This is a genomic window from Devosia sp. 63-57 (assembly GCF_001899045.1).
Taxonomy (GTDB): domain Bacteria; phylum Pseudomonadota; class Alphaproteobacteria; order Rhizobiales; family Devosiaceae; genus Devosia; species Devosia equisanguinis.
Genome location: NZ_MKUY01000005.1, coordinates 547,987 through 561,545 on the forward strand (window position 1 = coordinate 547,987; position 13,559 = coordinate 561,545).

The window sequence follows — 13,559 nt, forward strand, 5'->3', positions numbered from 1 at the left end:
TGCGATAAATCCCAAAAGACGATGAAAAAACAAGGCGTTACATCTTCCCGATCATTCACGGGAGATGCAGATGTCGTCCTATCAGATCACCTCGTCCGACCAGCCTGGCTTTGTGCGTATTACCGATCTGGCCAGCGGCGCCACCCAGCTCGTATTCATGGGCGGCAAGGCCCAGAGCTTTGACGGCGGCGCCCTGGCCCAGCCGCGCCCCGATGCGCCCTCGCAGAAGTGGACCGCCGTCGTCGCCGCGTAAATGCAGCACCCGGGCTATCATGATCGGGTCTGCTCGCCGGAGCAGACCCTTGCCACCATAGGCCCCCATCTCGGCCGCTATGGCATTACCCGGCTGGCGCGCCAGACATCGCTCGATCTTCTGGGCATTCCGGTCTTCGCCGCCATCCGCCCCAATGCCATGACCCTCGCCACCTCGCAGGGCAAGGGCCTGACCGACGCTGCCGCCAAAGCCTCCGCCGCCATGGAAGCGCTGGAATATGCCATTGCCGAGCGGCCCGAATGCCCGATGCGGATTGCGGCAGCCGAAGAGTTGCAGGCTGCGGGTTTCGCGCTGCATCTTTCCACCGCCACATTGCCGCTTGGCGCCACTTTCCCGCTGGATCGGCCCATCACCTGGCTTGAAGGCAGCAGTCTCTTCGGCGGTGAAACGGTGCTCGTGCCCCTGGATCTGGTGGCCCTGCGTGGTGCCGCCAGCGACCTCCCCGGAATTTGTCAGCACACCAATGGTCTGGCCTCCGGCAATAGCGTCGAAGAGGCGCTGTTTCACGGCCTGTGCGAACTGGTGGAACGCGATGCCGGCAGCTTCTGGGCGCTGATGCCGCTGGCCCACCGCGACAACCGGCGCCTCGACCCCGCCGTCTTCGGTGACCCGGAAGTCAAGCGCCTGGCCAAGGCGGTAGCCGATGCCGGGCTGGTGCTGCGCCTTTACGACCAGACCAGCGACTTCGCCATTCCCACCATCATGGCAGAGATCGGCCCGGCTGGCTCTCATGCCAGCCAGCGCCATCAATTGTCCTCGGGCTCCGGTACGCATCCGGTAGCGGCGCGGGCCGCCCTGCGCGCCATCACCGAGGCGGCGCAGTCGCGTGTCACCGCCATTGCCGCGGCGCGCGACGACATGCCGCCCGAACTCTATGCCGGCATGGCGTTGCAACCCGAACAGGGCGACAGGCCAACCCGTGCGGCACCCGCGGGCCTGACGCTCGGCACGCCGCTGGCCGAGCTGCTCGACCATATGCTGCAGACCCTCTTCGCCCACGGCATCGACCGGCTGATCGCCGTGCCCCTGGGCGGCGAAGTGGCGGGCGTTGCGGTCATGAAAATCCTCAGCGACCAGCTCGAGGATGTGGGCGTCAATCTCCATTGGCGCCCCGGGCCCCGCGCGCTGGCTTTTCTGGCGGAGCTGGCGGCGTGAAGATCGTCTTTGCCGGTCCCAGCCTGCATGGGCACCAGATCGACTGGACCGGGCTGGTGCCGCGTCCCCCGGCCGCCCTGGGTGACCTGACGCAAGCGGTCAGCGACGGCGCCAGCATGATCGGGCTCATCGACGGCTATTTCGGTTGGACCGCCAGCGTTTGGCACAAGGAAATCCTCCACGCCCTCGCCAAGGGCATTCCCGTCTATGGCGCCGCTTCCCTCGGTGCGCTGCGCGCCGCCGAATGCGCCCCCTTCGGCATGATCCCGGTGGGGCGGATCGCCCAGGCCTATCAGCGCGGCGAGCTCGACGATGATGGCGACGTGGCGCTGCTGCACTATCCGGCCGAAGCCGGCTTTCTGCCGATGACCGAGCCGCTGGTCGACATGCGCGCCAGCCTCGACGCCCTGCGGGATGCCGGTGTGCTGGACGCCGCCGCATACGCGCATCTTTGGACGCGGGCCCATGCTCTCAATTTCCGCCAGCGCACGGTTGCGGCCTTGCTCGATGGTCTGCCGGCTGAGCGGGCAAGCGAACTGGCATCTGCCTATGAGATCCATCGCGTCTCGATAAAGGCCCAGGATGCGCTCGAACTGATCGCCACCATGCGGGCGGTAACACCATCGGCGCCACACCGGGACTGGGATTTCGAGCCCTCCTTCCCCTGGCGGCGCGCCGGGCTCGATCACCCCGCCAAAGGCTGAACCGCAGATGGCGTGAACGCGGATTCACGCTGCAATCACGCCAGCTGCGCTTCACTGCACGTCAGACAGATTCTAACGTGCGGAGACGCGCCAATGACCCACCATTTCGGCCGCGAGGCCATGAAGCCCGAATATATCCTGCCCGAGCTGCTGGAACGGCTGACGCCCCGGGAAAAGCAGGTGCTCGACATTATCCTCGAGGCCAAGACCGCCAAGGAAATCGCTTTCGATCTCGGCATTTCCCAGCGCACGGTCGAGGCCCATACCGAGCGTTTGCGCATAAAGTTGCTCGCGCGCTCGATCACCGATATCCTGCGCATTGTCGCGGCGGCCGAGCGCATGGGCCTGGTCCGCCACGATCAGTTTGTGACCCCGGTGCCGCATCGCGCTGGCCGCGTTGGTCTGCAGGTGGCGGCCAACTGAGCGGCGCCGCCGAAATCGGGTTTTCTGCATAGCGATATGGGATTGAGACGGAGTGGCTGGTTAAGACGCCATTAACTATAAACATTTAGGATTATTCGTGAGTTATCCGGCTTTGGGGGCTGCTGGATTGCGTGTTTCTTGACGCGAGTAGAGCCCGTATGACGCCCAAGGCCGGAACAGCTTCGTTTCCCCCCTTTCGTACCGGACTGGCGCGTGCCCTCTGCGCTGCCGGTTTGATCGGGGTCCTGCTGTCCGGCTGCGCCTCCAACCGCACCAATGTTCCCCAGGAAGCCCGCATCGTCACCCCCAGCGAGTCGGTGATTCTGCCGCCGCCGGGTGGCCCGGCCCTGGTCAAGGTCACCACCACCAGCTTCCCCAATGCCATCCGCCAGGATGTGTGGCTCGAAACCACGGCCCGCTCCACCGGCGAGAACAAGATTTCGGTGATCCGCTTCACCGACAAGGGTGGCGACGGCAGCGATGCCCGCCTGCGCGACATTCCCTTCACCAATGTCAATCTGACTGAAGAGGCGCTGGCCGCCTGGCCGGGCAGCGGCATGGCGGTCTCGCCCTTCTATGTGCAGAACGACTACGGCCCCTTCGGCTATGCCATCGGCAAGCCGGCCAATGGCGATACCTGCATCTATGCCTGGCAGCGCATCGATCCGATGCTCAAGCCCTCCGGCGCCGTCGATCGCGGCGCCATCGTCATTCGCCTGCAGATGTGCCGGCAGCGCAGCACCGAGCAGCAATTGCTCGAAGTGATGTATCGGCTGCGCCTCAATACGGCAGTGTTTCCGCCCAACAAGGCGCCGGCGCTGATCGGGCGCAATTCGGCCCCCATCCGCCCCATCGGCGTCGAAGGCTTTGCCGAAGTCATTCCGATCAATGTGGCCCCACAATCCACCAGTCCGGTAAAGGCGGTGGCAACCAAGCCGGTGGCCGCGCCATTGCCGGCCGGTACCCCACTGGTACCATCGCCGGGCACGCCCGCCGCCGGCACGGTGATCGTTCCTTCGCCCAGCACCAGCACAAGCACCAGCACAACCGGACCGGTGGTGCCCCGCCCGCCCAGTTCCGGGACGTCGACCTCAACCGGCCAGTAGACCCCCCGCTTTGGGCATGGAATAGACAATGACGAAGGCACTGACGATCCTGATCTGGCTGGCCGTTTCGGTGGTGATGTTCGCCATCATCAGTCTGCCTGTCAGCCTGCAGGTGCACCTGGTCACCGCGGCCGTGCTGATCCTGGCCATGGCGGTGATCAAGATCCTCAAGCTCGACGGCAATTGGCGTCTGCTGCTGCTCACCTTCGGCACCGTCATCGTGCTGCGCTATGCCTTCTGGCGCACCACCAGCACCCTGCCGCCGCTCGACCAGTGGGGCGATTTCATCCCCGGCGTGATCCTCTATCTCGCCGAGATGTACTGTATCATGATGCTGTTCCTCAGCGTCTTCGTCGTCATCAAGCCCATGCCCTCGCGGCCCTCGATGAAGCTCGCCAAGGACGATGCCGTGCCCACGGTCGATGTCTTCGTGCCCACCTATAACGAGGATTACGACCTGCTCGCCGGCACGCTCGCCGCCGCCAAGGCCATGGATTATCCGTCCGACCGCTTCACTGTCTGGCTGCTCGACGATGGCGGCACCGATGCCAAGCGCAACAATGCCGATCCCGATGTCGCCGCTGCCGCTCATGAACGCTACGAGCTGTTGCGCCGGCTCTGCGAAGAGCTCGATTGCCGCTATCTGACGCGCGCGGAAAACGACCACGCCAAGGCCGGCAATCTCAACAATGGCCTGGCGCATTCCAGTGGCGACCTCATCGCCGTGTTCGACGCCGACCATGCCCCGGCGCGTGATTTCCTTCAGGAAACCGTGCCCTATTTCGCCCGGGATGATCGGCTCTTCCTGGTGCAGACCCCGCACTTCTTCCTCAATCCCGATCCGCTCGAGCGCAACCTGCGCACCTTCGAGGTGATGCCCTCGGAAAACGAGATGTTCTATGGCGTCATCCAGCGCGGCCTCGATCGCTGGAACGCCTCGTTCTTCTGTGGCTCGGCCGCCCTGCTCAGCCGCGAGGCGCTTGAGGTCACCGGCGGCTTTGCCGGGCGCAGCATTACCGAGGACTGCGAAACCGCGCTCGAATTGCACAGCCGCGGCTGGAACAGCATCTATGTCGACAAGCCCCTGATCGCCGGGCTGCAGCCGGCCACCTTCTCGAGCTTCATCGGCCAGCGCACCCGTTGGGCCCAGGGCATGATGCAGATCATGCTGTTCAGCTTTCCGCTGTTCAAGCGCGGCCTCAAGATCCCGCAGCGGCTGAGCTACATGTCCAGCATCCTGTTCTGGCTGTTTCCGCTGCCGCGCATGATCTTCCTCTTCGCGCCCTTCTGCTACCTGTTCTTCGACCTGCAGATCTTCACCGCTTCGGGCGAGGAATTCGCCGCCTATACGCTCACCTATGTGCTGGTGAACCTGGTCATGCAGAACTCTTTGTTCGGGCGCTGGCGCTGGCCGTGGATTTCCGAGCTCTACGAATATATCCAGTCGGTGCACCTGCTGGGGGCACTGCTCTCGGTGGTGCGCAATCCCACCAAGCCCACCTTCAAGGTGACCGCCAAGGACGAAAGCGTCGACAAGTCGCGCCTGTCCGAGCTGTCGCGGCCCTTCTACCTCATCTTCCTGCTGCTGATCATCGCCCTGGGCATGACCATCTACAAGATCGGCGCCGAGCCCTATCGGGCCGAGGTGACCATGGTGGTGGGCGGCTGGAACATCCTCAACCTGATCCTGGCCGGCTGTGCCCTGGGTGTGGTCTCCGAACGCCGCGAATTCCGCACCGGCCGCCGGATCGAGGTCGAACGGCGCTGCGAAATGCGCGACGCCGACGGCAATTGGGTCAAGGGCACCATTATCAACGTCTCGAGCGGCGGGCTGGCCGTGCGCCTGCCCAATGGCAGTGCCGGGCTGGGGCGCGGCGCGCCTTCCGCCATCCGCTTCAATACGCTGACCCCGGTCGACAGCAATGAGCTCAAGCTCTTCGTGCGCTCCACCATTTCTGAGGGCAAGGGCGCCATTCTGGGCGCGCGCTACATGCCCGAACGCGGCCAGGATTACCGGCTGATCGCCGACCTGCTTTACGCCAATTCGTCCACCTGGCAACTGCGCCAGCGCTCTCGTCAGATCAATATCGGCGTGGTGCGCGGCACCCTGCAATTCCTCGCCATGGCGCTCTACCAAACCGGGCGTGGCCTCGGCTACCTGCTGCGTTTCGGCTCCACCAGCTCCTCCGGAGCGGCCAATGACTAAGCGCCTGCTCGCCCCCCTGCTTGTTGCTTCGGCGCTTTCCGCCCCGGCCTTTGCCCAGCCGACACCGTTCGACATGGGCCCGGAAAGCGGGCTGGTGGTGACCCCGCCCCCGACAAGCGCTCCCGAGGCCACGCCCTCGGTCGCCGTTCCGGCCCCGCAGCCAACCGGCTTTGACCGCTATATCCTCCCCGATTCCACGCTCTCGCTCGAAGGCGAAACCAGCCGACGGCTGGTGGCGCTCTATCTTACCGCCGCCCAGGCCCAGGCCCCGGCCACGTTGCATTTGAGCTATCTCAATGCCGTCATGGTGGCGCCCGAAGTCTCTCGCCTCACGGTCACCATCAATGGCGTGTCGCTGACCTCCGTCCCCATTGCGGCTTCGGCCGGCCCCGCGGCGCTGTCCGTCGACGTGCCCAGCGGCGTGCTCAAACCTGGCGCCAATGTCGTCGAGTTCAGCGCCGTCCAGCGGCACCGCACCGATTGCACCGTCGGCTCGACCTATCAATTGTGGACAAGGCTCGAGGCCGAGGGCATTCGCCTCAGCTTTGCCGGCAATGGCCTCGACCAGATCAGCCAGCTGGCCGATATCGCCGCCATCGGCGTCGATGCCGAGGGCGTCACCACCCTGCGCGTCGTTGCTCCCGATATGAGCAATCCCGACGCCACCAGCGCGCTGATGCGGCTCACCCAGCAATTGGCCATCGCTCTGCGTGTCGCCGATTTGCGCATCGACCTCGTCGATGGTCTTTCCACAGAGGCGCAGCCGGGCACGCTCGACCTGGTGCTGGCCCCAGCCAATGGGCTGCCGGATGCCTTTGTGGCGCTGCGCGACCAGGCCGCCGGCGGCCCTGTCGCCTCCCTGCAGTCGCCGCAGGGCGGCAATCCGGTTCTGGTGGTGTCGGGACCCGACTGGGCTGCCATTGGCCGCGCCGCCGAGGCGATGATGCCGGCCATGGCTGCCGACGGACGGCCGCGCATCGATCTGGGCCGCACCCTGCCCTTGATCACCGGCGGTGGGGAAACCAGCCTGGCGCTGCTGGGCGGCCAGACCACCGAATTCAACGGCCGGCGCTATACCGACCAGTTCCAGTTCAACCTGCCATATGATTTCTACGCCAATCGCTACGGCAAGATGGAGCTGGTGCTCGACGCCGCCTATTCCAGCGATGTACTGCCCGGCAGCGAGATCGACCTTTATGTCAACGGCCAGATCGCCTCGGCCACCCCGCTGCTGCGCACAGATGGCGGCCTGCTGCGCGATACTGTCATCCGCATCCCGATGAAGAGCCTGCAGCCGGGTCGCAATGTCATCGACTTCTCGGTCAATCTGCTGACCCAGTCCGATCAGGTGTGCAGCGCCGGCTGGACTGGCGAGGCGCCGACCCGTTTCGTCTTTTCCGCCACCAGTGCCCTGCGCATGCCCGATTTCGCCCGTGCCGAAACCGCGCCCGATCTGCGCGCGCTGGCCGCCACCGGCATGCCCTATGCCGCCGAGCCCAGTGTGCAGTTCGCCTGGGGCGAGGACAGCGCCTCGCGCGTCGCCGCCATGACCATATTGGCGCGACTGGCCGCGGCGGGCGAGCAGGTGACGGCGGTGACCACTGTCCCCGAAGCAGCGCTGTCGCCTGGCGCCGATGCGCTGCTGATCATGCCGCTTTCCGCCATCTCCGCCCCCACCCTGGCGCGCTCGGGTCTGGCGCTGCCCGCTGCCGGAACCGGCGGCGATGATCGGGTGCTGACGCAGTTCTCGACCGGCACACCTGGTGGTCCCCTGGCCCCGCTGGTCAACTGGGTGCTCAACCGCGCCGGCCTCACCCTCGATGATCTGCGGGTTCTGCCCGCCAGCCAGGCGCCCTTTGCGCCTGCGCCCGGCAGTCTGGCACTGTCGCAGATGCAACAGGCCGAAGGCGGCCTGTGGACCACCATTGCTGCCGCCGATGGTGCAAGCCTGGCCTCCGGCGTCGAAAAGCTGGTCGAAACTGCCCGCTGGCGCCAGATCGCCGGCCGCGTGACCACGCTCAATGGCGATGTGCTGACCACCATCGCTCCGGGCGCGGTGGCCGTGACCCCGGCAGAGCCGGTCTCGCCCTTCAATCTGCGCCTCGTGGCCGCCAACTGGTTTTCGGGGAACATCCTGGCCTTTACCGGGTTGATTGCCTTGGCGGCAGTGCTGCTCATGTTCGCCACCTCTGGCGTGCTGACCCAGATCGGGAGGCGCAAGTGAAGTCCATCCGCGCAGCGATTTTCGCCATGGCCAGCCTCTTCCTCCTTCCCGCCGCCGCGGTGGCGGACACGGTGTTCCAGCCCGGAGAGTGGCAGGCCTATATGGGCAATTTCGTCGGCGATGATGGCCGCGTCATCGATACCGGCAACGCCAATATCAGCCATAGCGAGGGCCAGGGATATGGCCTGATCCTGGCTGCCCTCGCCGATGATCCCGAGGGTTTCGAGCGCATCTGGAAATTCACCGCCACCGAACTGATGGTACGCCCGGATGGCCTGGCCGCCTGGCGCTGGGAGCCCGACGCCAGGCCCCATGTCACCGACATGAACAATGCCACCGATGGCGACATGCTCATCGCCTATGGCTTGCTGCTCGCCAGCAAGGCCTGGGACCGGCCCGACTATCTCGACAAGGCCCGCACCATCGTTGCCACCATCGGCAAATCCATGCTGCGGGTCGAGGACGGGCTGCCGGTGATCGTGCCGGGGGCCGCCGGCTTCCTCGCCGCCGATACCGGCAATGATGGCACGGTGCTCAACCCATCTTATTGGGTGTTCGAGGTCTTCTCGCCCTTTGCCGAACTCGATCCGGTGGTCGATTGGCGCGCCGTCGAGCAGGCCGGGCTCGATATCCTGCGCCGCTCCGCCATCACCCCGGCGGGCATTCCCGCCGACTGGATCCTCATCAGCGACGGCGCGGTGCGTCCGGCGCCCGGCTTCCCGCCCGAATTCGGCTATAATGGCCTGCGCATCCCGCTCTATCTCATCCGCGCCGGTGCCGATCCGGCTTTCCTCAAACCCTTCCGCCGCAATGCCGTGCCGCCCGATCTGGCCAAGGTCAATGTGGTGAGCGGCAAGCCGGTCGAGCCGATCACCGAGCCCGGCTATCGGCTGATCCTGGCCGGCATGGACTGCCTGCTCGATGGCACGCTGGTGCCCGAAGAGCTGCGCACCATGACCCCCTCGAGCTATTATTCGGCCACGCTGCAATTGCTGTTGCTCGACCATTTCCGCCGCAACGATCCGCGCTGCCTGGGCGGCGGGGAGAGCCAGCCATGAAACCCATCACCTCGGTTGCCGCTCTGGTTCTGGTTGGCCTCGGCACCTATGGCATCCTCGCCTATCAGGGCTGGCAGTCGCGCTATCATGCCGATGCGCAAATGCCCACTCTTGTGGCCCAGGCTTCACCCGCCGCAGCCACGCCGTCCGCCAATGCGCCGGGTTTTACCATGGTGGCCCAGAACGCCACCCCGGCGCCTTCAGATGCCGAGACCAATCTCTCCGCGCCCACCGAGCCCGGCAATACCACCGCCACGCCGAGCCCGACGGCGCCGGCCACCACACCGTCCGCGCCGGCCGTTGAGGTGGATGAATCGGCATTGCGCTATTTCGCCCAGCAGGGCGACACGGTGCGCCTGCAGCGCGAGATCGAGCGGCTGCGCGCTTTGCATCCCGGCTGGCAGCCGCCCGCCGATCCGCTGGCCGACGACTATGTGCCCGACGCCGATATCACCGCCATGTGGGACCTGTTCTCCAAGGGCGATTTCGCCGGGGTGCGCGCCGCCATCGCCGCCAAGCAGGCCAAGGACCCCGGCTTCGTGCCCTCCGCCGACCTGCTCGACAGCCTGAGCCTGGGCGAAGCGGGCTTGCAGCTGCGCCAGGCCTCCGATGCCGGCAATTCGGCTGAGGTGATCACCATCGCCGCCAATAATGGCCGGCTGCTGGTCTGCGAGAGCGTCGACAATCTCTGGCGTCTGGCCGAGGCCTTTGTCGATACCGGCACGCCGGACCGCGCCGTCGATGCTTATCGCTATATCCTGACCAGTTGCACCAATCCCGAAGAGCGCTTCGCCACCATGCAGAAGGCAATCGCGCTGCTCGACCGCACCACGATCGAACCGCTGCTGGCGCTGGAAAAGACCGACGCCACCGGATCAGGCGAATTCGCATCCCTGCGGCTCGATCTCGCCCGCACCGCCATTGCCGCTGCGCTCGAACAGGGCGGCCAGATGCCGGTAGCATCCGACATCGATCTGTTCGAGAAAAACGTCGCCGCCACCAATGCGCCCGAAGACCTGCGGCTCCTCGGCTATTTCGAGCTGCACCGCAATCGTCCCAATGAAGCGCGCCGCCTGTTCCAGAAGGCGCTCGATGTAGATCCCGGCGCCGAATCCGCCGAGGCGCTGGGCGTGGCACTGTTGCAGGTGCGCGACTTCGCTGCCGCCGAAAGCGTGCTGGCCGACTATCGCGACGACAATGACACGATCGGTCCGCTCTATCTCAATGCCGCCGCCGCCCTGCTCTCGGGCGAACCGCGCAAGGTGCTCGACCAAGCCGTGCTGGGGCGTATCGCCGATGCGGCCATGTCGGCGCTCTCGGCCAATACCGCCCAGGAGCTGGGCTGGTATGCCTATGCCTTCAGCCAGCCGCAGACCGCGCTCGAATGGTTCACCCTGGCCCTGCGCTGGCAGCCCGATCTCGAGCCGGCGGCCTATGGCATGGTGGTGGTCGCCGACGCTCTGGGCGACAGTGCCACGGTCAAGAGCATCCAGACCCAATGGGTGGGGCGCTCGGTGCGCATCGCCAATTTCGGCAAGACTTCGGACGCCGCAGCAACGCCGCAGACCCCGGTCGCCAGCGGCGTGCGCAATGCGCCTGCCAGCCCCCCGGCCGATCCATCCCCGGGTGGAGGCGGTGGGGGCGGTGGCTCTTCTTCGTCCTGCACCGGCTATGTTCCCGCCGCCAGCCTCTCGGCTGGTGCTGCCTTGTCCCGCGCCTGGTGCATGATGCGCTCCAACCGCCCGGCCCAGGCTGTCGATCTGTTTGCCCGCGCCCTGCAATCGCCCTCCCAGGGCACACGCAGCGACGCCGCCTATGGCCAGGCCCTGGCCTATGTGCGCATGGGCCTGGCCAGCGAAGCCTCGGTGGCCGCCGCTGCCGCCCCGCTGACCAGCAAGCAGATCATCGAACTCGATATTTCCATCCTCACCCTGCGCGCCACCAGCGCCTATTCCATCGGCGACTATGTCCGCGCCCTCGATGCGCTGGACCAGCGCGCCCGCTATGCCGCCGAGCGCAATGACCTGCTGACTTTGCGCGCCTGGAGCTATTATCACCTGCGCCGCTATCGCGAGGCGCTACAGATCTTTACCGCCGTCGCCGCCACCGGCTATGGCGACGCCGCTTCCGGCCTCGACGCCACCAAGCGCGCCCTCAATCTCTTCAACTGAGCCGGCAGCACCGCTGCCCGTCCATGCGGCCGATGCACACAAGACAATCGGGTCGGTGGGCTGGTTTTTTCGACGCGCCGAGGCCACATAGCGCTCAAACAGCGGTCCATCGGGACCGGCCACCAGGACAAGCCACATGAAAAAGATCGGATTTCTCTCCTTCGGCCATTGGAGCCCCTCGCCGCAATCGGGCACGCAGACCGCCGCCGATGCGCTTCTGCAGTCGATCGACCTGGCCGTCGCCGCCGAGGAATTGGGAGCAGACGGCGCCTATTTCCGCGTCCATCATTTCGCCCGCCAACTGGCTTCGCCCTTCCCGCTGCTCGCCGCAGCCGGCGCCAGGACCAAAAAGATCGAGCTCGGCACCGCCGTTATCGACATGCGCTACGAAAACCCGCTCTACATGGCCGAGGATGCCGGCGCTGCCGACCTCATCGCCGGTGGGCGCCTGCAGCTGGGCATTTCGCGCGGCTCGCCCGAACAGGTGATCGATGGCTGGCGCTATTTCGGCTTTGCGCCCGAAGAGGGCAAGACCGATGCCGACATGGCCCGCCAGCACGCCGAGGTCTTCCTCGAAGTGCTCAAGGGAAAGGGCTTTGCCCAGCCCAATCCGCGCCCCATGTTCCCCAATCCGCCGGGCCTGTTGCGGCTCGAGCCGCATTCCGAGGGCCTGCGTGAGCGCATCTGGTGGGGCGCGGCAACCGACGCTACAGCCGTCTGGGCCGCCAAGCTGGGCATGCATCTGCAGTCCTCGACGCTCAAATTCGACGAGACCGGTGAGCCGCTCAGCGTGCAGCAGGCCAAGCAGATCCGCGCCTATCGCGCCGCCTGGAAGGAAGCCGGCCATGCCCATGAGCCGCGCGTCTCGGTCAGCCGCTCGATCTTTGCGCTCGTCAACGACCAGGACCGCATGTATTTCGGCACCGGCCGTCCCGAGCAGGATCAGTTCGGCTATATCGAGCCGGAAGTGCGCGCCGTCTTCGGGCGCGGCTATACCGGCGAACCCGACAAGCTGATCGAGGCGCTGCGCCAGGACGAAGCCATCGCCGAAGCCGATACGCTGCTGCTCACCGTGCCCAACCAGCTCGGCGTCGACTACAACGCCCACGTCATCGAGAGCATCCTCAAACACATCGCCCCAGCCCTCGGCTGGCGCTGAGCCGCGGCGGGCTCATCGGTGATGGTCGCTTGACCCCACCTCGCATTGAAGGTGAGGTGGGAGATGGCCAGGCTAATGCTCTCCGATAGCAGGGATATAATTCGTCGTCTGGAGGCGACGGGCAGGGTGGTGATCCTGCCCCATCCGCGCCGTGACATTCCCATTGGCACGGTGCGCTCGATCTATCGGCAGGCAGGATGGCTCAACCATGACGATCGCTGACACCCACTATGTTGCCCTGATCCACAAGGATGACCAGTCCGGCTACGGCGTGTCGTTTCCCGATCTGCCGGGCATCATTGCCGTTGCAGACACGCTGGATGAAGCGATTGCCGAAGCGGCTGCCGCGCTCGATTTCGCTTTCGAGGATTGGGTTGGACCAGCCCCAAAGCCGCGCTCGATCGAAGCCTTGCGCCGGGACGCTGATTTCATGGCGGCGTCAGCCGATGCAGTGATCGCCGTTATTCGGCCCTCGGCCAGCTATGACGCTGCTGCCGAATAATCACGGCAACGCATATCCAGACCCCGCACAGCCATTGGCCTCCCAATAGCGGGTGACCGGGGTAAAGCTGCCGGTGGCCAGCTGTTCGATGAGGGCGGCAAAGGCCATGGCCTGGCATTCGTTTGACCCGGCCACCACATGCACCATTTCGTGAAGGATGGTGAGGCGCCTAAGATCGTCGGCGCCTGGTGTCGAAAATTGCGGACACAGCACCAGCCGCACCGCGCCGCGCTCCGGCGGCAGCCGCACATAGGCGGCATAGCGCGCGCAGGAGCCGCTCTCCTTGCTCTCTGACACCACGGCAACGGTGATCTCGCCGCCCCAATGGCGCGAGGTGAAGCGCCGGAGGCTGAGCGCGTCGCGATAGGCTTTTACATCGACACCGAAGGCCTCTGCGCCCAGCTGCGGCAGGGCCGCCTCGGTCTGGGCGATGGCAGCGTCGAAGGCACGCTCGGTCGCCGACTGCGCCAGGACGGCCGAGGAGAGGCAGAGGCTGAGCGCAACGAGGAGAAGACGAATCATGGTTTTGCGGTCTTGGCGGTGCTTTGCGGCTTTGCTGCGGCGTGGCGGGCATGCA

At 65.7% G+C, this 13,559-nt stretch carries 13 protein-coding genes; 12 read left to right on the forward strand and 1 reads right to left on the reverse strand.

The window, feature by feature from the left end; all coding sequences use genetic code 11:
• Positions 1–70 precede the first annotated feature (70 nt).
• The 12 genes from BGO80_RS10970 to BGO80_RS11025 all read left to right on the forward strand — a co-directional run bounded on the left by BGO80_RS10970 (position 71) and on the right by BGO80_RS11025 (position 12,982).
• On the forward strand, positions 71–253 hold the full coding sequence (locus BGO80_RS10970; RefSeq protein ID WP_286721475.1) for a hypothetical protein: 183 nt from the start codon (positions 71–73) through the stop codon (positions 251–253).
• Positions 254–1,429: a YcaO-like family protein gene (locus BGO80_RS10975; protein ID WP_286721477.1), complete on the forward strand. Its 1,176-nt coding sequence runs from the start codon at positions 254–256 to the stop codon at positions 1,427–1,429.
• Complete coding sequence (locus BGO80_RS10980) at positions 1,426–2,133, forward strand: TfuA-like protein (RefSeq protein ID WP_286721479.1); 708 nt, start codon at positions 1,426–1,428, stop codon at positions 2,131–2,133. The genes BGO80_RS10975 and BGO80_RS10980 overlap by 4 nt, the downstream gene beginning before the upstream one ends.
• Positions 2,134–2,226: 93 nt before the next feature.
• Positions 2,227–2,556, forward strand: a complete 330-nt coding sequence (locus BGO80_RS10985; RefSeq protein ID WP_126150817.1) for a LuxR C-terminal-related transcriptional regulator — start codon at positions 2,227–2,229, stop codon at positions 2,554–2,556.
• A 158-nt stretch (positions 2,557–2,714) separates the two neighbouring features.
• Complete coding sequence (gene bcsN, locus BGO80_RS10990) at positions 2,715–3,662, forward strand: cellulose biosynthesis protein BcsN (RefSeq protein WP_286721481.1); 948 nt, start codon at positions 2,715–2,717, stop codon at positions 3,660–3,662.
• A gap of 28 nt (positions 3,663–3,690) precedes the next feature.
• The gene (bcsA, locus tag BGO80_RS10995) at positions 3,691–5,868 is read left to right on the forward strand and encodes a UDP-forming cellulose synthase catalytic subunit (RefSeq protein WP_286721483.1); all 2,178 of its coding nucleotides are present in this window, start codon (positions 3,691–3,693) and stop codon (positions 5,866–5,868) included.
• Positions 5,861–8,092 carry a cellulose biosynthesis cyclic di-GMP-binding regulatory protein BcsB gene (locus tag BGO80_RS11000; RefSeq protein ID WP_286721485.1) on the forward strand — a complete coding sequence of 744 codons (2,232 nt, stop codon included), beginning with the start codon at positions 5,861–5,863 and terminating at the stop codon, positions 8,090–8,092. Before bcsA ends, BGO80_RS11000 begins: the two co-directional genes overlap by 8 nt.
• Positions 8,089–9,150: a family 8 glycosyl hydrolase gene (locus BGO80_RS11005; RefSeq protein ID WP_286721487.1), complete on the forward strand. Its 1,062-nt coding sequence runs from the start codon at positions 8,089–8,091 to the stop codon at positions 9,148–9,150. The genes BGO80_RS11000 and BGO80_RS11005 overlap by 4 nt, the downstream gene beginning before the upstream one ends.
• A complete protein-coding gene (locus tag BGO80_RS11010) occupies positions 9,147–11,321 on the forward strand; it encodes a tetratricopeptide repeat protein (protein WP_286721489.1) in 2,175 nt (724 codons plus the stop codon). Before BGO80_RS11005 ends, BGO80_RS11010 begins: the two co-directional genes overlap by 4 nt.
• Positions 11,322–11,457: 136 nt before the next feature.
• Positions 11,458–12,480 (forward strand): LLM class flavin-dependent oxidoreductase, encoded by a 1,023-nt coding sequence (locus BGO80_RS11015; RefSeq protein ID WP_286721491.1) that lies wholly within the window; start codon positions 11,458–11,460, stop codon positions 12,478–12,480.
• Between the two features lie 63 nt (positions 12,481–12,543).
• Positions 12,544–12,702, forward strand: a complete 159-nt coding sequence (locus BGO80_RS11020; protein WP_502686556.1) for a type II toxin-antitoxin system HicA family toxin — start codon at positions 12,544–12,546, stop codon at positions 12,700–12,702.
• The gene (locus tag BGO80_RS11025) at positions 12,689–12,982 is read left to right on the forward strand and encodes a type II toxin-antitoxin system HicB family antitoxin (RefSeq protein WP_286721492.1); all 294 of its coding nucleotides are present in this window, start codon (positions 12,689–12,691) and stop codon (positions 12,980–12,982) included. Before BGO80_RS11020 ends, BGO80_RS11025 begins: the two co-directional genes overlap by 14 nt.
• Here BGO80_RS11025 and BGO80_RS11030 read toward each other — a convergent pair whose 3' ends face one another.
• Positions 12,983–13,504 (reverse strand): hypothetical protein, encoded by a 522-nt coding sequence (locus BGO80_RS11030; RefSeq protein ID WP_286721494.1) that lies wholly within the window; start codon positions 13,502–13,504, stop codon positions 12,983–12,985. It abuts the gene before it with no gap.
• Positions 13,505–13,559: the final 55 nt, after the last annotated feature.

What these genes read in the sequence shown, in the direction of transcription:
- BGO80_RS10975 (WP_286721477.1), top strand. Translation starts at nt 254, where the DNA reads ATGCAGCACCCGGGCTATCATGATCGGGTCTGCTCGCCGGAGCAGACC.
- bcsN (WP_286721481.1), top strand. Translation starts at nt 2,715, where the DNA reads ATGACGCCCAAGGCCGGAACAGCTTCGTTTCCCCCCTTTCGTACCGGA.
- BGO80_RS11020 (WP_502686556.1), top strand. Translation starts at nt 12,544, where the DNA reads ATGGCCAGGCTAATGCTCTCCGATAGCAGGGATATAATTCGTCGTCTG.
- BGO80_RS11030 (WP_286721494.1), bottom strand. Translation starts at nt 13,504, where the DNA reads ATGATTCGTCTTCTCCTCGTTGCGCTCAGCCTCTGCCTCTCCTCGGCC.
- BGO80_RS11025 (WP_286721492.1), top strand. Translation starts at nt 12,689, where the DNA reads ATGACGATCGCTGACACCCACTATGTTGCCCTGATCCACAAGGATGAC.
- BGO80_RS11000 (WP_286721485.1), top strand. Translation starts at nt 5,861, where the DNA reads ATGACTAAGCGCCTGCTCGCCCCCCTGCTTGTTGCTTCGGCGCTTTCC.
- bcsA (WP_286721483.1), top strand. Translation starts at nt 3,691, where the DNA reads ATGACGAAGGCACTGACGATCCTGATCTGGCTGGCCGTTTCGGTGGTG.
- BGO80_RS10970 (WP_286721475.1), top strand. Translation starts at nt 71, where the DNA reads ATGTCGTCCTATCAGATCACCTCGTCCGACCAGCCTGGCTTTGTGCGT.
- BGO80_RS11010 (WP_286721489.1), top strand. Translation starts at nt 9,147, where the DNA reads ATGAAACCCATCACCTCGGTTGCCGCTCTGGTTCTGGTTGGCCTCGGC.
- BGO80_RS10985 (WP_126150817.1), top strand. Translation starts at nt 2,227, where the DNA reads ATGACCCACCATTTCGGCCGCGAGGCCATGAAGCCCGAATATATCCTG.
- BGO80_RS11015 (WP_286721491.1), top strand. Translation starts at nt 11,458, where the DNA reads ATGAAAAAGATCGGATTTCTCTCCTTCGGCCATTGGAGCCCCTCGCCG.